We start from the raw sequence: 17,494 nt of genomic DNA, 5'->3' as shown, positions 1-17,494 counted from the left end.
TCAACCTGAAGGGGCAGGCCGCCCACTGGGAATCAATTCTTATCCAGACCGTAGCAGGAATGCAAAGTCCTGACAGCCAGTTCCGCATAAGGACCGTCGATCAGGATGGAAATCTTGATCTCGGAGGTGGTGATCGCCTTGATGTTGATGCCTTTTTCGGCAAGTGCACGAAATGCGGTAGCGGCAACGCCGGCGTGACTGCGCATGCCGATGCCGATGACCGAGACTTTCACCAGCCCCGATTCGTTCTGCACGACATCGTAGCCGATCTTCTCCTTATGGTCGCTAAGCACCTTGATCGCCTTCTCGACGTCGCCCGATGGCACCGTGAAGGTCATGTCGGTCTTCGACCCGTCCTCGGAGATATTCTGGACGATCATGTCGACATTGATATGGGATTCGGCGAGCGGCCCGAAGATCGCCGCGGAGACGCCCGGCCGGTCGGCAAGACGGCGAAGCGAGATCTGAGCCTCATCCTTGGCATAGGCGATGCCGGTGACTACTTCCTGTTCCACGATTTCATCCTCGTCACAAATCAGCGTTCCGGGCGGGTTTAGCAGATCGCCCATGCCCGGAGCATCGGGATCTTCGAATGACGAGCGCACGAAGGTGCGCACCTTGTGCACCATGGCGAGCTCGACCGAGCGCACCTGCAGCACCTTGGCACCGAGCGAGGCCATTTCGAGCATTTCCTCGAAGGCGATCTTCTTCAGCCTGCGCGCCTTCGGCACGATGCGCGGATCGGTTGTGTAGACGCCGTCGACATCTGTATAGATATCGCAGCGATCCGCCTTGACAGCCGCCGCGATCGCGACGGCCGAGGTGTCCGATCCGCCGCGGCCAAGCGTCGCGAGCCGGTTGTCGGGTCCCAGTCCCTGGAAGCCGGCGATGACGGCAACCTGCCCCTCGCCCATCCGCTTGACGATGTCGGAACCGTCGATCTCCATGATCCGCGCCGCGCCATGGGCGTTATCGGTGCGGATCGGGATCTGCCATCCCTGCCAAGAGCGCGCATTGATATCCATCGCCTGCAAAGCGATCGCCAGCAGTCCCGAGGTTACCTGCTCGCCGGAAGCGACCACCGCGTCATATTCGCGCGCATCGTAAAACGGCGAATTGGCGCCGATCACCTTCGGCATGCCCTGCACCCAGCCGACCAGCTCATTGGTCTTGCCGGACATGGCCGACACCACCACCGCCACCTCGTGGCCGGCGTCGACTTCGCGTTTGACATGGCGGGCGACGTTCTTGATGCGGTCCAGGTCAGCGACGGACGTGCCGCCGAATTTCATTACGATGCGTGCCATATGCCTCTACCACGACTGGCGCCGGGAAAGCGGAAAACCGGACCCGGCATCACGAAAGCTCTGGGGCGGACCGCTTGGCCGGAGAGCCGGCTCCCGACTTCTGGAACCGCTCTAAAAGCCCGGGTCCCCAAGGCCCCAAGTTGCGGCGTCTCTTAGCGAGTTTGGCGGGGGGAGGCAAGCGCGCACGACAAAAGCGGTTGGCGAGCAGCTCCGCGCTCCTCAGTCCTCTGGTCCGCGCCCCTTGACTTATGCCTCCGATCGTCCGACTTCACATCCTGCGAACGAAGGAGTGGACGATGACGGAAGGCGCCAGAAGCACGATCGACCAGGGCGAAGTGGACCGCTTCTCGGCGATGGCAGCGGAATGGTGGAGCCCGACCGGCAAGTTCAAACCGCTGCACAAATTCAATCCCGTCCGCCTCGCCTATATAAGAGACAAGGCCTGCGAGAATTTCGGCCGTGATCCGAAGAGCGCGCGTCCGCTGGAAGGTCTGCGCGTGCTTGATATCGGCTGCGGCGGCGGCCTGTTGTCCGAACCTGTCGCCCGCATGGGCGCTTCCGTCACCGGCGCCGATCCGTCCGAGAAGAATATCGGCATCGCCTCGACCCATGCCAAGGCCTCCGGCGTTTCGGTCGACTATCGCGCCGTCACCGCCGAGGAGCTCGCCGACGCCGGCGAAACCTTTGATATCGTTCTGAACATGGAAGTGGTCGAGCACGTCGCCGACGTCGAATTCTTCATGACGACCTGCGCAAAAATGGTCCGCCCCGGTGGCCTGATCTTCGTTGCGACCATCAACCGCACGATGAAGGCGGCAGCCCTTGCCATCTTCGCCGCCGAGAATATTCTGCGCTGGCTGCCGCGCGGCACCCACCAATATGAGAAGCTGGTGCGCCCAGAAGAGCTGGAAAGGCCATTGACGGCAAGCGGCATCGAGATCACCGACCGCACCGGTGTCTTCTTCAATCCGCTGTCGAACCAATGGAACCTGTCCAAAGATATGGACGTGAATTATATGCTGTTGGCCAAGCGGTCTGCATAACTCCACCGGAAGGCCAGACGCGCGGACGTCAGTTCACATCCTCGGGCAACACGGGAATGGCAGCAATCTCGATGCCCTCTTCGAGCAGCGCCTGCGCCTCGTCGACCGTCGCCTGGCCGATAATGCCGCGGGCATCCGCCTCGCCATAATGGATCTTGCGGGCTTCCTCGGGAAACTGCGTGCCGACATCCTCGGAATTGGCCTTGACCGCCGCGACCGCTTGCTTGAGCTTTTGCAGTGCCTCCTGGCGCATGGCATCCATCGCCAGCGTCTGCCTCTCGTCCTTCCTGCGTGCCGTCGATACCGAAGGTGCCATCAACAGCTTGGAGACGGCGGCGGAATGGCAGACCGGGCAGGTCAAGAAACCGGTCGCGACCTGGCGGTCGAAATCGGCGCTTTCAGAAAACCAGCCTTCGAATTCATGGGCATTGTCGCAAGTGAGGGAATAGCGGATCAAGCGGCGACGCCTCCGGCGACTGCCCCCGCAATCTTTTCGATCGAGAATTCCCGGCCGTTCCTGAGGTTCGGGATCTTGTCATGCGCGGCCTTGACGGCGCTGGGGTCGATCTCGGCAATGATGACCGCCTCGCCGGTGGCGCCGGCCGAGGCCAGCACCGTGCCCCAGGGATCGACGATCATCGAATGGCCGAAAGTCTCGCGCCCGTCCTCGTGCCGGCCGGCCTGCGCGGCGGCAATGACAAAGACGCCGTTCTCGATCGCGCGCGCCCTGAGGAGGATCTCCCAGTGCGCCTCGCCGGTCTGCTTGGTGAAGGCAGCCGGAACCGTCATCACCTCGGCACCGGCAACCGCCTGAGCGCGGAAGAGCGCCGGAAAACGCACGTCGTAGCAGATCGCAAAGCCCATTTCGGCAAAAGGCAGCGACAAGACGCGCGCCTCCGAGCCGGCCGTATAGGCGGCACTTTCACGCCAGCTCTCGCCATTGTCGAGGTCGACATCGAACATGTGGATCTTGTCGTAGCGATTGAGGATCCTGCCGTCGGGGCCGAACAGGAAGCCGCGATTGGCGATCTTACCATCGGCAAGGGCGATCGCGGTCGAGCCGACATGCATATGGATGCCGAGTTCCCGGGCGAGTTCGGAGCCGGTCTTGACGATGATGTCATGCGTCTCGTCTGTGAGCACCGCACGCGCCGCCGCGCGGTCGCGCTGCAGCATGCCGGTCATCTCAGGCGTCTGCACATAGGTCGCGCCCTGGGCGACAGCCTCGCGCACCAGCCGCGCCATGGCGGCGGCGTTCTTAAGCGGGTCGACCCCGGAGCACATCTGGACGGCGGCGGCCTTGAAGCTCATCGGTTCGTCCTCAGGCCGCCAGCATTGGATCGAGCTTGCCGGCCCGATCGAGCGCAAACAGATCGTCGCAGCCGCCGATATGATCGGCGCCGATGAAGATCTGCGGAAAGGTGGTGCGGCCGTTCGACTTGCCGATCATTTCCTGGCGAAGGTCCGGTGAATATGTCGCATCGTGCTCGACGTAATCTACGCCCTTTTCTTCGAGAAGGGACTTGGCGCGGGTGCAATAGCCGCAGAACTGCCGCGTATAGATGGTGACGGGTACCATAATCTCTCCAGACGGATGCCGGGTATTTCTGTCATATAGGCTCGGAGAGAGCCCTTGCAAAGGTCAAAACCGTTATGTCGGCCGCACCTGCCTTGCGCAGCGTCCGGCTTGCCGCGGCGACCGTCGCTCCAGTCGTGTAGACGTCGTCGACGAGGACGATGCGCTTGCCGAAAATGTCGTTTTCGCAACCCTTGGCAATCGCGAAAGCGCTCCTGACATTATCCTCGCGCGCCTTCGCGCCGAGGCCGACCTGCTGGCTGGTGCGCTTGACGCGAATAAGCGTGGCGGCCAGCAGCGGCTTGCCTGACAGCCTTGCCATGTGACGGGCAAGTTCGGCTGCCTGGTTGAATTTGCGCGCCAGCATCCGGGTACGGTGCAGCGGCACCGGGATCAGCGTGTCGCAGCTTTCAACCGTCCCGTCGGAGGCGCGCAGCATCCAGGCGGCCATCATCGGCGCCAGATCGGTGCGATCGCGATATTTGAGCCGATGAACGAGATCACGCACCGCACGGTCGTGCGTTGCCGCCGACCGCAACCGGTCGAAGGGCGGCGGGTTAGCGATCGCCTCGGCGCTGAGGATGCCGGCGCCGAGATCGTGCGAGAAGGGAATGCCGAGCACCTCGCAATAGGGTCGTTCGATGAAGCGGATGCCGGACCAGCATTTCGCGCAGAGCCCGCGATGGCCGCCGGTGGAAATGCCGCAGACGGAACAGGCTGGCGGATAGAGAAAATCGGCAAGCGCCGAAAACGGCCGCAAGAGCTGCGCCCGCAAGAACTCCACCCGTGTTTCGCCATCGATCGGCCCCATGCGGCAGAGAGTAGCCTGTTCTCCGCGAAAGGAAAATCGCCTTGCCGCTGCTACAGAGCGGGATTAAGGACATCGTTATGGAAACGATCTTCGATAAAACCCTGATCGCCGCGCATCGCCATCGCGCGCTTGCCAATAACGACCCGAAAGCCGCCTTCCTGCTCGATATCGCCGCCGAGGAAATGGCCGAGAGGCTTGCTGTGGTCGAGCGGACCTTCGAAACCGGCGTCGAACTGCATGGCACGACCGGAGCCGCCGCCCGTGCCGCGTTGGCGACCGGCAAGATCGGCAGTATGATCCGTGTCGAAAGCGAGAAGGCCTATGCGACCCAAGGCGAAACCTTGACCGAGGCGCCGCTCGAAGATGTGCCGCTCGAGCCGCAATCGACCAATCTCGTCCTTGCGCCACTTAGCCTGCACCTGACCAACGACACGCCTGGTGTTTTCATCCAGATCCGCCGCGCCCTTAAGCCGGACGGCCTGTTCCTGGCTGCGATCCCCGGTGCCGGCACGCTGCAGGAACTGCGCGACGTGCTGCTCGCCGCCGAGGTCGAGATGACAGGCGGCGCAAGCCCGCGCGTTATTCCCTTCGCCGATGTGCGCGATATCGGCAGCCTGATGCAGCGCGCCGGCTTCACGCTGCCGGTGATCGACGCGGAAAACTACACGGTACGCTATGATTCGCTCTTTCCGCTGATGCGGGATCTCCGAGCCATGGGCATGAGCAATCCGCTTGCCGCCCGCAGCCGCATACCGCTGACGCGTGCCTTCTTTCTGCGCGCGGCAGAGATCTACGCCGAGCGCTATTCAGATCCCGACGGACGTATTCGCGCGACCTTTTCGATCATCTATGTCTCCGGGTGGGCTCCCCACGAGAGCCAGCAGAAGCCACTTCAGCCGGGTTCGGCCAAGGCACGCCTTGCCGATGCGCTCAACGTGGACGAGCACAAGCTCAGGCAATAGAGCGCGACGCCGAAAACTGTGAGCGGTTTCGGACAACATCACGCTGCAACAGTTGAGCCAACTGCTGCTTCAGTTGACGGTCATATTGTTGTTGATCACGTTGAAGACGTTCTGCAAGGCGCCGGTGAAGAAGCCAAGGCCGGAGACGAGCGCGGTGCAAATGATAGCGGCGATCAAGCCGTATTCGACCGCCGTCGCACCTGCGTCGTCCGCAAGAAATGCTTTAAAAATACGCATTACCCCAACCCTTAGCGCAAACTGAAAGCAAACGAGCATTCCACGACCATCACGTGATGGCCGGCATTTTCAGCAACCGGCGCCGACGCCGTAGCCCTGGACCACACAGACAGAGCCGGGCGTATCCTGGAGGACGCTGCGGCGGATCGTATAACGCTTGCCGCTTTCGCTCTTCGGGATCGATCCCGTCGTCATCGTATCGAATTCCGCCGGTGCGCTGGCAAAGACGCTCTTCTTCGAGGAATCCGCAAGCATCGGTGTCAGGATAAGCGTCAGGGCGACCACCGCCGTGCCGAACAAAAGGGCGATATTGAGCGCACCCGTCCTGCGCGAGGCAGACGAAACCCGTTCCTTTTCCCGGACAGCTTTCCAGAAATCATCGTCCATGACGTCAAGCCTTTTAATACACGCACGCCAGATGCTTGATTGAGGCCGATCTTTGGCAGAAGGTGTTAAACGATCCATTAATATCCACAGCCGAAAACGCCGTGGCGTGATAATAATCAGGTAACGCTAATGGATGTCGTCCGGAAGTGGGCCGCGGCTCCAGGATAACGACATGCCATGCAATTAAATTTGAACCGCGTCGCGCGAATCAAGTTCAACGAGACGCGGTTTAAAGTAGATCTTGCAGCATCGGGATCAACGGCTCGTCAGCCGGCGGCATCGGGTAATCGCGCAGCGCCTGCGGGCGCACCCATTTCAATGCCTGGCCCTCTTGACCCTGCGGAATGCCTTCATAACGCCGGCAGATATAAAGCGGCATCAAGAGATGGAAGGTTTCGTAGGAATGGCTCGCAAAGGTCAGCGGTGCCAGGCAGGCAATCTTGGTCTTGATGCCGAGCTCTTCCTCAAGCTCGCGCACCAGAGTTTCCTCCGGCGTCTCGCCGGACTCGACCTTGCCGCCGGGAAACTCCCACAATCCAGCAAGCGACTTTCCCTCGGGACGCTGTGCCAAGAGGATACGCCCATCGGCATCGATCAGCGCACAGGCGGCGACCAGCAATATTTTCCGGCCTGCCTCGCTCATCGCGGCTCCTGCTGCCAATAGCAATAGTGATAGGCGTCGCGAAAACCGAGCCGTTCATAGAGTGTGATGGCCGGACGGTTGGACAGTTTCACCTGCAGCCAGGCCGATCGCGCGCTGCGCATGCGCGCCCAGCGCAGCGCCGAGGTTAGGATCTCGGTGCCGAGCCCCTCGCGCCGCCGCGTTTCGGAGACCGAAAGCGACATGATGCCGGCAAGATCGTTGTCCTGGACGCAGAGCACGGTCGCCAGCGGCCCGTCCGCCGCATTCTCGATCATGAACAGGCCCGATGGCGGCTTGATCGCCGAAATGATTTCGGCAAGCGCCGGCTTCAAACTCAGTGGCGCCCGGTCGACGGCAAGATTGGCGTCAACGAAACGTCCGACATCATGGGTCGGCAGGTGATCGAGCGTATCTGGCAGCTCGGCCTCGGCCAGGTCGCAGGTCATCACCACCGTCTCGTCGAATTGCTTCCAGTTCTGCGCGCGGAGAAGATCGATCAGCACCGGCGAGGCAAGCGGCGTCTGGCGGACCACGGCGGTGCGGCCATAGGCTTCGAATTTCCGGCTTGCCTTTTCCAGGCGGATTTCGACGTCGCGATAGTCCGAGGGATCGAGCGGCACGATCGAATTCAGCCGGTTGGACGGGTGGCCGGCCGTCAGCCGCACCTGCCAGCTGCCGTCATATTGGACGGATGCCGCCGGCCAGGCACGAAAGCCGACGGCCTCCAGCCTGCGCACCAACGGCAGATTCTGAGAAGAGATGGATGTCTGCACCAACGAACGATCAGCTCCGATAGTCGCCATTGATCGCAACATATTCCTTGGTGAGGTCGCAGGTCCAGACGGTTGCCGTGCCGGTGCCGAGACCGATATCGACTTTGACGGGGATATCCTGCGCTTTCATGACATTAGTGGCCGCAGCCTCGGAATAATCCGGGTCACGCTCGCCATTGACGGCGACCCTGACATCGCCGAACCAGATGGCGAGCCGGTCGCGGTCGGCCATCTCGCCGGATTTGCCGACAGCCATCACGATGCGGCCCCAATTGGCGTCTTCGCCGGCGGCCGCCGTCTTGACCAGTGGCGAGTTGGCGATCGACAGCCCGATGCGCTTGGCGGCGGCATCGCTCTCGGCGCCCGTCACGGTGATTTCGAGCATCTTGGTGGCGCCCTCGCCGTCGCGCACCACCTGCAGCGACAGATCCTTCAGCACTTCGTTGAGCGCGGCGCGAAAAGCGGCAAGGCGCGGATCGTCGGCGCGTTCGATACGGGCTTGGCCGTCCTCGGCCGCAGCCCCCGTCGCAAACAGCATCAGCGTATCGGATGTGGAGGTATCACTGTCGACGGTCATGGAATTGAAGGTCGGCCCGACGCCATCGGACAGCAGCACCTGCAGCGCGGCGGGCGCAATATCGGCATCGGTGACGACGAAGGACAGCATCGTCGCCATATCGGGCGCGATCATGCCGGCACCCTTGGCAATGCCGTTGATCGTCACTGCAACGCCGCCGATCTCGGCGCTGCGGGTCGAAACCTTGGGATAGGTGTCGGTCGTCATGATCGCCTTGGCGGCCTCGAACCAGAAGTCGCCGGTGGCTTCGGTCTGCATCCGGTCGAGCACGCCGGCGAATTTTGTGGCGTCGAGCGGCTCGCCGATGACGCCGGTCGAGGCCATGTAGACCTCATTTTCGCCGCAGCCGACAGCTGATGCTGCCGACTTCGCCGTCAGTGCAGTCGCCTGGCGGCCCTTCAGGCCGGTGAAGGCATTGGCATTGCCTGAGTTGACAACGACTGCACGCGCACTGCCATGCGGCAGGTTGGCGCGGCAGAAATCCACCGGCGCCGACGGGCATTTCGAGCGGGTGAAGACGCCCGCAACGGCCGCCGGCTTGTCGAAGACCATCAGCAGCACATCGGTGCGGTTCTTGTACTTGATGCCGGCGGAAGCCGTTGCCATGCGCACGCCGCGCAGCGGCGGCATCGAGACGAAGGATTTCGGGGCGAGCGGAGAGACGGAACCGGACATGATGAAACCTGCCAATGGGCATTTCCAGGCGGAATCGAAAACGATTCGCCGTCCGGAAATGCGACAACAACAACGATATTAAAGGGCCCGGAAAAACCGGGCCCTGATGCGACTATTACTGCTTCGGCGCCGGCGCGACGGGCTCACTGCCCGGTTCCGGCTGTTTGTTGGCCTGGTCGTAACCCTTGCGCAGCGTCTCGTCGCTGATTTCGATCTTGGCCGAGGCCTTCGCCTTATTCAGAAGCTCAAGATACTTGTCGCGCATGACGAGCTGACGAACCTGGTCCTGCACCTGCTCGAAGGGCGGCGGCGGGGCGTCGCGCTTATCCTCGACCTTGATGACATGATAACCGAAATCGGTTTTAACCGGAGTCTTGGAATAGGTGCCCTTCTCAAGCGCGAAGGCTGCGTCCTCGAATTCCTTGACCATGCGGCCGCGCGAGAAATAGCCGAGGTCGCCGCCTTCCGACTTGTTCGGATCGGTGGACTTTTCCTTGGCGAGTTCGGCGAAATCCTTGCCGGCGTCGAGCTGCTTGATGATGTCCTTGGCTTCGTCCTCGGTCTTGACGAGGATATGTCGGGCGTGGACTTCCTCCTGCTTCGGCAGGGCGGCGACTTCCTTGTCGTAGCGAGCCTTGACTTCTTCAGGCGTCACGATGTCGACGACATGCTTCTTGAAGTAGGCGTTGTGCAGCTCGCGGTCCGTGAGATACTGCATGCGCTTCTTGAATTCGTCGGTCTGATCGAGCTTCTCGGCCGCAGCGTCGGCGGCGAGCAGCTTCACGTCGATGGCGGCGGAAAGGGCTGCGACTTTCTTCTGGTCGTCGGGCAGCTGCGCCAGCTGCGGATCGAGATTAGCGACGGCAAGGTCGAGTTCCGACTGGTGAATCTCCAGATTGCCAACCTTGGCGATGACGGCGTCATCGGCATAGGCCGGGGCCTGGAACGCAACAACAGTTGCGAAAGCCAGAACGGCAAGTTTGTTGGTGCTCAACATGAAATACCCTTCACAGTTACATCGCCGGTTTCAGCATCGCCTGAATCGGCCCAAAATAGCCATCAACACCGGATTGTGGCCTTTCTGTATCCGCCAAATCCGTTGACATCATTCGACCCCCCTCTTATCTGTCACGCAACCTCGCGTCCAGAACAGTTTCCGGGCGTTTTAAGGCGCGCGCCTGATTTTCGGCTGGGCCGCGAACAACAAACGCCGGGGATGAATATTGAGAAAGGACCAGTCATATGGTCAGCTTTGGCGGTATAGCCCGCAAGTTATTTGGGTCCTCCAATGACCGCCGCGTGCGGTCTTTCCAGCCGAACGTCGCTGCCATCAACTCTATCGAAGAGAAGACCAAGGCCCTGACGGACGAGCAGCTGGCGGCAAAGACCGTCGAGTTTCGCGCTCTGCTCGCCGAGGGCAAGACGCTCGACGACATCCTGATCCCGGCCTTCGCGGTCGTGCGCGAAGCCTCCCGCCGCGTTCTCGGCCTGCGGCCTTTTGACGTACAGCTGGTCGGCGGCATGATCCTGCATTCGAATGCGATCGCCGAGATGAAGACCGGCGAAGGCAAGACCCTCGTCGCCACCCTGCCGGTCTATCTGAACGCGCTGTCCGGCAAAGGCGTGCACGTCGTCACCGTCAACGATTACCTCGCCCAGCGCGATGCCGCGACGATGGGCCGCGTCTACAGTTTCCTCGGCATGACCACCGGCGTCATCGTCCACGGCCTGTCCGACGAGGAACGCCACGCGGCCTATGCCTGCGACATCACCTACGCCACCAACAACGAACTCGGCTTCGATTATCTGCGCGATAACATGAAGTACGAGAAGAACCAGATGGTCCAGCGCGGCCACAACTTCGCGATTGTCGACGAAGTGGACTCGATCCTCGTCGACGAAGCGCGCACGCCGCTGATCATCTCCGGTCCGCTCGACGACCGCTCCGAACTCTATAATACGATCGACGCCTTCATTCCGCTGCTCGTCCCCAGCGACTACGAGATCGACGAGAAGCAGCGCTCGGCCAACTTCTCCGAAGAGGGCACCGAGAAGCTGGAGGACCTGCTCCGCCAGGCCGGCCTCTTGAAGGGCAACGCGCTCTACGACATCGAGAACGTCGCGATCGTCCACCACGTCAACAACGCGCTGAAGGCCCACAAGCTCTTCCAGCGCGACAAGGACTATATCGTCCGCAACGACGAAGTCGTCATCATCGACGAATTCACCGGCCGCATGATGCCCGGCCGCCGTTATTCCGAAGGCCAGCACCAGGCGCTCGAAGCCAAGGAAAAGGTGCAGATCCAGCCGGAAAACCAGACGCTGGCCTCGATCACCTTCCAGAACTATTTCCGCATGTACGCCAAGCTCGCCGGCATGACCGGCACGGCACAGACGGAAGCGGAAGAATTCGGGAATATCTACAACCTCGACGTCATCGAGGTCCCGACCAACCTGCCGATCAAGCGTATCGACGAGGACGACGAGGTTTACCGGACCTTCGACGAGAAGTTCAAGGCGATCATCGAGGAGATTCTCGACGCCCATAAGCGCGGCCAGCCGGTGCTGGTCGGCACCACGTCGATCGAGAAATCGGAACTGCTCGCAGAGCGCCTGCGCAAACAGGGCTTCGACGACTTCCAGGTGCTGAACGCCCGCTACCACGAGCAGGAAGCCTATATCGTCGCCCAGGCCGGTGTGCCCGGCGCCATCACGATCGCCACTAATATGGCCGGCCGCGGTACCGACATCCAGCTCGGCGGCAACCTCGAGATGCGCATCGAGCGCGAACTCGGCGAAGTCGAAGCCGGTCCGGAGCGTGAAGCCCGGATCCAGGCAATCGTCGAGGAGATCAAGGAACTCAAGCAGAAGGCGCTGGAAGCCGGCGGTCTCTACGTCATCGCCACCGAACGCCATGAAAGCCGCCGCATCGACAACCAGCTGCGCGGCCGCTCCGGCCGTCAGGGCGACCCCGGCCGCTCGAAATTCTACCTCTCGCTTCAGGACGACCTGATGCGCATTTTCGGCTCCGACCGTATGGACAGCATGCTGACCAAGCTCGGCCTCAAGGAGGGCGAGGCGATCGTCCACCCTTGGATCAACAAGGCTCTGGAGCGCGCGCAGAAGAAGGTCGAAGCCCGCAACTTCGATATCCGCAAGAACCTCTTGAAGTATGACGACGTTCTCAACGATCAGCGCAAGGTGATCTTCGAGCAGCGCCTCGAACTGATGGAATCGACCAATATTTCCGAAACCGTTTCCGACATGCGCCGTGAGGTGATCGAGGATCTGGTCGACAAGCATATCCCCGAGCGCGCCTACGCCGAGCAATGGGATGCCGCCGGCCTGAAGACCGGTGCTCTGAACATTCTCAATCTCGACCTGCCGATCGAAGACTGGGTGAAGGAAGAAGGCATTGGCGAAGACGACATCCGCGAGCGCCTGACGCAAGCCACCAACGCCGCCTTCACCGAAAAGGCCGAGCGTTTCGGCGACGACATTATGCATTATGTCGAACGCTCGATCGTTATGCAGACGCTCGATCATCTCTGGCGCGAGCACATCGTCAATCTCGACCATCTGCGCTCCGTCATCGGCTTCCGCGGCTATGCCCAGCGCGATCCGCTGCAGGAATACAAGTCGGAAGCCTTCGAGCTGTTCACGAGCCTCCTTAACAATCTGCGCGAGGCCGTGACCGCCCAGCTGATGCGCGTCGAGCTGGTGCAGCAGGCCCCTGCCGAACCCGAACCGCCGCTGATGCAGGCCCATCACCTCGATCCGACCACAGGCGAGGACGATTTCGCCCCGGCGATCTACCAGGCATCGGAAGTCATCGTTTCGCCGGAGAACCGCAATCCGGACGACCCGGCTACCTGGGGCAAGGTCGGCCGCAACGAGACCTGCCCCTGCGGTTCCGGCAAGAAATACAAGCATTGCCACGGCGCCTTCGAGCAGGTCTGAGGCAAGCCCCAAAGATCGTGAAAATGCCGCCTTCGGGCGGCATTTTCTTTTCCGCGGCCGCGCAGGAAAACCGCGATTTCAGCATCGGTGACAAGCCCGATCCGGAACCGTTTCTTAACCCTGTTCTGTCAAGACTTCGGGACGATTTGCCTGACCTTCAGAGTTTTGCGTGTTCATCATGGCGGTCATAGAAACAGCGGAAAAGATGCTGCCCGCGGGTCTGCGCCCGATCGGCGGCCGTGCGCTGCGCATGCTTGCGGCCGTGCTCACCGAACGTGGTGAGAAGGCGGCCGCTCAGCGCATGGCGCTGACGGCCTTTTCGATCCGAATCCTCAGCGCAGCCCTCGCCTTCATCTCCCAGATCGTGCTTGCCCGGCTGATGGGCGAATATGAATATGGCATTTTCGTTTTCGTCTGGGTGCTGGTCGTCGTCTTCGGCGATCTCTCGTGTCTTGGGTTCCACACGGCGATCATCCGCTTTCTGCCGCAATACAGGGCGGCCGGCGCTTTCGAGGAAATCCGCGGCCTCACCGGCACGGCGCGCATCTTCGCGCTGCTTTCAGGCATCGCGGTGCTCGCCGCCGGCATGCTCGGGCTGCATTTATTCGGCCATATGATCCAAGTCTATTATCTCGTCCCGATATTCCTCGGCCTGCTTGCCATGCCGATGATCGCGCTCGGCGACATTCTGGAAGGCACGTCGCGAGCGAACCATTGGCCGGTCATGGCGCTTAGCCCGGTCTATATCGTCCGTCCGATCCTGATCATCGCCTTCATGCTCATCGCCATTGCCATCGGCGCCGAGCATACGGCCGTCACCGCGATGCAGGCGGCGCTCGTCGCGACCTTCGTCACCGCGCTCGGCCAGTATGCTGCAACGCTCTATCGCCTTCGCCGGCATTATGACGAAGGCCCGCGCAAAATCGATTTCCTCGCCTGGTTCAGCGTCGCTTTTCCGATTTTCCTGATCGAGGGCGTGAGCTTCCTGCTCACCAATTCCGATGTCGTCGTCGTCGGCATCTTCCTCGAGCCGCACGATGTCGCCATCTATTTCGCCGCCGCCAAGACGATGGCGCTGGTGCATTTCATCAATTTCTCGGTCAAGGCAGCCTCCGGCCCGCGCTTTTCCTCGATCATCGCCGAAGGCGACCACGCCCAGCTGGCGACCGCCGCCATCGACGCCGCCCGCTGGACTTTCTGGCCGGCACTCGGCGTCGGCCTTGTGGTACTTGCCGCCGGCCATCTTCTGCTGTCGCTCTTCGGCGGCGTCTTCACATCAGGTTATCTGGTCATGGCGATCCTGCTTGCCGGCATCCTCGCCAAGTCTTTGGTCGGCCCGGCCGAAACGCTGTTGATGATGGCTGGCAAGCAGAACCTCTGCGTCGCGCTCTACGCCGGCGCTCTGACCGCCAATGTCGGTCTCAACCTCGCTTTGATCCCGCATTACGGCATAGAGGGCACCGCGATCGCCACGGCTTCTGCCATGGCGGTCGAGGCAATCCTGCTGCATCTTGCCGTGCGCCGCACGCTCGGCATCGTCCTTTTCGCCTTTGCCAGCCCCTCCGCCGCAACGCCAGAAATGAGAGTTCGATAGATGGTGCGTATTCCTCCCGTTACCGAAAGCACCGATAGCATTGCCAACCGCATGGTGCATGATCTCGCCGCGCTGCATTTCGAAGCGCCGCGGGCTGAGGCCCGCGCCGAGATCGGCCGGCCGGGGCGCGAACTCTGCCTCTATCCCGGCAAGCTCGGCTATGAACTGCAGGAAGAACTCGACTTCCTCTCCAACCGGGCGATGGAGCCGAACGTCTTCTTCTCCGGCCGCTTCCTCGCGCCCGCCATGCCGCGGCTCGAAGACCGGCAGGTGAACTTCGCCCTGATCCGCGACCACAATGCCGGCCGCAGCCGCATGCGTTTTCTAATGCCGTTTTCGGTCGACAAGCCGGGGTTTGCCGTCGGCCCATCGATCATCCGCGGCTGGTCGAACAGCTTCGGCCCGCTCGGCACGCCGCTGGTCGACAGCGAGGATGCTGCCGAGACTCTCGACAATCTCTTCGAGGGACTGACCGCGCGCGACCTCAATCTGCCCGGAATCGTGGTCCTGCCCGATCTCAGGCTGAACGGTATCTTCGTGCGGATGATCAAGGCCGTGGCGCTCAGCCGCAATCTTCCCGTCACCGTCACCAATCCCTATTTGCGCCCGATGCTGCAGAGCGAGGAAGAGGCGCCGGCCTATCTCGGCAAAACCATCTCCTCCTCGCATATGCGCGAGATGCGCCGCCAGTGGCGCCTGCTGGAGGAGTTGGGAACAGCGGTCTATGCCGTCGCCCGGCAACCGCGCGAAATCCATATCCGCTTCGAGGAATTCCTGGCAATGGAAGCCGGTGGCTGGAAGGGCAAGCGCCGAAGCGCTCTCGTCACCGATCGTTATCACACGGCCTTCGCCCGCGAGGCGGTGTCGAACCTTGCCGCCGTCGATGCCGTGCGTATTCACACGATCGATCTCAACGGCAAGGCGATCGCCGCCATCGTCGTGCTGATGATGGGTGGCGAGGCCTATACCTGGAAGACCGCCTATGACGAGAACTATGCGCGCTTTTCGCCGGGCAAGCTGCTGATGAGCGAACTCACCGAATGGCATCTCGACGACGCCAATATCGTCCGCTCCGATTCCTGCGCCGTCTCGGACCATCCGATCATGAGCCGCTTCTGGCAGGAGCGCGAGGAAATGGGAACGCTGGTGATCGGCCTGACGCAGAACAGCGACCGCGACATGCGTCAGGTCTCAGCCCAGCTCCACATGTACCGCAGCACCCGCAACATGGCGAAAATGCTGCGCGAGAAGATCATGTCGCTCGCCGGCCGGGGCTAGCACGGCTGACCTTCGGCCGCCGCCCTCTCGCGCAGCAGCCGGCGGATCACCTTGCCGGTGGTCGTCAGCGGCAAGGCATCGATGAATTCCACCTCACGCGGATATTCATGCATTGAAAGCCGCGTCTTCACCCATTCCCTGATATCGGCGGCCAGCGCCTCGCTTGGCTGATGGCCCAGCGACAGAACGATATAGGCCTTGACGATCTCGGTGCGCACCGCATCGGGTTTGCCGACGGCGGCGGCAAGCTGCACGGCGGGATGGCCGATCAGGCAATCCTCGATTTCGGCCGGGCCGATGCGATATCCCGACGAGGTGATGACATCGTCGTCGCGGCCCTCGAAGGCGACGTAGCCATCGGCATCCTGCCGGCCGACATCGCCGGTGAGCAGCCAGTTCTTTGCGAATTTTCGTTTCGTCGCCGCCGCATCGTCCCAGTAGCCGAGGAACATCACGGGATCGGGACTGGCGATGGCGATCTGGCCCGGTTCGCCCGTCGGCAATTCGTCACCGGCTTCGCTGACGATTGCGACGCGGTGTCCGGGTACCGCGCGGCCAATGGCGCCGGCCCTGGTCACGCCATGGGCAGCGCTCGACGAGAGCACGAAATTGCACTCCGTCTGGCCGTAGAATTCGTTGACGGTGATGCCGAGCGTCCTTTGCGCCCATTCATAGGTCTCACGGCCGAGCGCCTCTCCGGCCGAGCCGATGGTGCGCAGCACCAGATCGTATTTCGAGCGCGGATCGGCAACGGATCTCATCAACCTCAGCGCCGTCGGCGGAATGAAGGCGTTGCGCACCCCCATCTCGGCCATGATGCGATAGGCCATGTCGGCGTCGAATTTCTGCGCCGGCGACGAGACGACGGGAACGCCGAGCAGAAGGCTCGGCAGCAGCGCGTTGAGCAGCCCGCCCGCCCAGGCCCAGTCGGACGGCGTCCAGACCTTGTCGCCCGCTTTCGGAAAACCCTCATGAGCAAACTGCATGCCGGGAATATGGCCGGGTAGGACGCGGTGGCCATGCAGCGCGCCCTTCGGCGGCCCTGTCGTTCCCGAGGTGAAAATCATCAACGCCGGATCGTCCGGACCGGTCTTGACGACATCAAAGACGGGAGAATGGCCATCCACCAGTTCGCCGAAGTCGGCCGCATCGGCAGTCGCCCCGTCGATGCTGACGATATGTTTCAGCATCGGCAGGCGCTCCCGGATCTGCCGGATGCGCTCGAGACCGAAGCCATTGGTGACGACGGCCGCCACCCCTGCCGCCTTCAGCCGGTATTCCAGCGCCTCGACGCCGAAGAGCAGCGCCAGCGGCAAGGCGATCGCGCCAGTCTTGTAGATCGACACATGCGCGATCACCGTCTCGAAGGATTGCGGCAGGAGCAGCGCGACGCGATCGCCGCGTTTTATGCCAAGTGAAACCAGCGCATTTGCAAAGGCCGAGGAACGGTCGGCGAGCGCGCGATAGGTCAAACTGCGGTGATGCCCGTCCGGGCTGAAATGTTCGAGGCAGACGCGCTCCGGCGCCCTCGCCGCCCAGTCGTCGCTGACGGCGCGGCCGATATTGAAATCTTCGGGAATCCGCCACGAAAAATCGCGATAGAGATCGTCGTAGCGATTGTGGGACGGCAGTAGCATAGGCGAAATCCAGTGAATGCTGCACCAGCTAACA

The 17,494-nt window shown here is 61.9% G+C and carries 17 protein-coding genes; 5 read left to right on the top strand and 12 right to left on the bottom strand.

The genetic code is table 11. The features are described 5' to 3' along the window. Positions 1 to 32 precede the first annotated feature (32 nt). The gene (locus tag OS035_RS30920) at positions 33 to 1,307 is read right to left on the bottom strand and encodes an aspartate kinase (RefSeq protein WP_012559094.1); all 1,275 of its coding nucleotides are present in this window, start codon (positions 1,305 to 1,307) and stop codon (positions 33 to 35) included. Between the two features lie 296 nt (positions 1,308 to 1,603). On the opposite strand from OS035_RS30920, the gene ubiG reads away from it, so the two are divergent. After that, positions 1,604 to 2,350: a bifunctional 2-polyprenyl-6-hydroxyphenol methylase/3-demethylubiquinol 3-O-methyltransferase UbiG gene (ubiG, locus tag OS035_RS30915; protein WP_097629795.1), complete on the top strand. Its 747-nt coding sequence runs from the start codon at positions 1,604 to 1,606 to the stop codon at positions 2,348 to 2,350. A gap of 28 nt (positions 2,351 to 2,378) precedes the next feature. Here ubiG and OS035_RS30910 read toward each other — a convergent pair whose 3' ends face one another. Genes OS035_RS30910 through OS035_RS30895 form a run of 4 tightly spaced genes read right to left on the bottom strand, consistent with a single transcriptional unit; the run spans position 2,379 to position 4,737 of the window. Further along, the gene (locus OS035_RS30910) at positions 2,379 to 2,807 is read right to left on the bottom strand and encodes a DUF1178 family protein (protein WP_097629796.1); all 429 of its coding nucleotides are present in this window, start codon (positions 2,805 to 2,807) and stop codon (positions 2,379 to 2,381) included. Further along, positions 2,804 to 3,661: a carbon-nitrogen hydrolase family protein gene (locus OS035_RS30905; protein ID WP_097629797.1), complete on the bottom strand. Its 858-nt coding sequence runs from the start codon at positions 3,659 to 3,661 to the stop codon at positions 2,804 to 2,806. The genes OS035_RS30910 and OS035_RS30905 overlap by 4 nt, the downstream gene beginning before the upstream one ends. 10 nt (positions 3,662 to 3,671) lie before the next feature. Next, complete coding sequence (gene grxC / locus OS035_RS30900) at positions 3,672 to 3,929, bottom strand: glutaredoxin 3 (protein WP_097629798.1); 258 nt, start codon at positions 3,927 to 3,929, stop codon at positions 3,672 to 3,674. A gap of 31 nt (positions 3,930 to 3,960) precedes the next feature. Further along, positions 3,961 to 4,737, bottom strand: a complete 777-nt coding sequence (locus OS035_RS30895; protein ID WP_097629799.1) for a ComF family protein — start codon at positions 4,735 to 4,737, stop codon at positions 3,961 to 3,963. 77 nt (positions 4,738 to 4,814) lie between these two features. Between OS035_RS30895 and OS035_RS30890 the strand changes: the two genes are divergently transcribed. Then, positions 4,815 to 5,699: a methyltransferase domain-containing protein gene (locus OS035_RS30890; protein ID WP_097629820.1), complete on the top strand. Its 885-nt coding sequence runs from the start codon at positions 4,815 to 4,817 to the stop codon at positions 5,697 to 5,699. 69 nt (positions 5,700 to 5,768) lie between these two features. Here the strand turns inward: OS035_RS30890 and OS035_RS30885 are convergent, their stop codons facing one another. From OS035_RS30885 to OS035_RS30860, 6 genes are all read right to left on the bottom strand, one after another. Beyond that, the gene (locus tag OS035_RS30885; protein WP_003590018.1) at positions 5,769 to 5,936 is read right to left on the bottom strand and encodes a Flp family type IVb pilin; all 168 of its coding nucleotides are present in this window, start codon (positions 5,934 to 5,936) and stop codon (positions 5,769 to 5,771) included. Positions 5,937 to 6,005: 69 nt separating this feature from the next. Continuing rightward, the gene (locus OS035_RS30880; protein WP_003582564.1) at positions 6,006 to 6,323 is read right to left on the bottom strand and encodes a hypothetical protein; all 318 of its coding nucleotides are present in this window, start codon (positions 6,321 to 6,323) and stop codon (positions 6,006 to 6,008) included. A gap of 229 nt (positions 6,324 to 6,552) precedes the next feature. Beyond that, entirely contained in the window at positions 6,553 to 6,966 is a 414-nt protein-coding gene (gene mutT, locus OS035_RS30875) for an 8-oxo-dGTP diphosphatase MutT (protein ID WP_097629800.1), read from the bottom strand. Then, entirely contained in the window at positions 6,963 to 7,769 is an 807-nt protein-coding gene (locus tag OS035_RS30870; RefSeq protein ID WP_097629801.1) for a GNAT family N-acetyltransferase, read from the bottom strand. Before OS035_RS30870 ends, mutT begins: the two co-directional genes overlap by 4 nt. Then, a complete protein-coding gene (gene argJ, locus OS035_RS30865) occupies positions 7,750 to 8,991 on the bottom strand; it encodes a bifunctional glutamate N-acetyltransferase/amino-acid acetyltransferase ArgJ (RefSeq protein ID WP_097629821.1) in 1,242 nt (413 codons plus the stop codon). The genes OS035_RS30870 and argJ overlap by 20 nt, the downstream gene beginning before the upstream one ends. A 115-nt stretch (positions 8,992 to 9,106) precedes the next feature. Beyond that, a complete protein-coding gene (locus OS035_RS30860) occupies positions 9,107 to 9,988 on the bottom strand; it encodes a peptidylprolyl isomerase (RefSeq protein WP_097629802.1) in 882 nt (293 codons plus the stop codon). 245 nt (positions 9,989 to 10,233) lie between these two features. Here OS035_RS30860 and secA point away from each other — a divergent pair, with 245 nt between their 5' ends. From secA to OS035_RS30845, 3 genes are all read left to right on the top strand, one after another. Further along, positions 10,234 to 12,951, top strand: a complete 2,718-nt coding sequence (secA, locus tag OS035_RS30855; RefSeq protein ID WP_097629803.1) for a preprotein translocase subunit SecA — start codon at positions 10,234 to 10,236, stop codon at positions 12,949 to 12,951. Between the two features lie 178 nt (positions 12,952 to 13,129). Beyond that, a complete protein-coding gene (locus OS035_RS30850) occupies positions 13,130 to 14,545 on the top strand; it encodes an oligosaccharide flippase family protein (protein WP_331814866.1) in 1,416 nt (471 codons plus the stop codon). Continuing rightward, positions 14,546 to 15,823 (top strand): GNAT family N-acetyltransferase, encoded by a 1,278-nt coding sequence (locus OS035_RS30845; RefSeq protein ID WP_097629804.1) that lies wholly within the window; start codon positions 14,546 to 14,548, stop codon positions 15,821 to 15,823. Here the strand turns inward: OS035_RS30845 and OS035_RS30840 are convergent. After that, on the bottom strand, positions 15,820 to 17,460 hold the full coding sequence (locus OS035_RS30840; RefSeq protein WP_097629805.1) for an AMP-binding protein: 1,641 nt from the start codon (positions 17,458 to 17,460) through the stop codon (positions 15,820 to 15,822). The two genes, OS035_RS30845 and OS035_RS30840, sit on opposite strands and share 4 nt — an antisense overlap. Between the last annotated feature and the right edge of the window lie 34 nt (positions 17,461 to 17,494).

It is taken from the genome of Rhizobium sp. 268, assembly GCF_036571585.1.
Taxonomy (GTDB): Bacteria; Pseudomonadota; Alphaproteobacteria; order Rhizobiales; family Rhizobiaceae; genus Rhizobium; species Rhizobium redzepovicii.
Note: the sequence above shows the minus strand (reverse complement) of the source record. Positions and strands in the feature narration are given on the sequence as shown.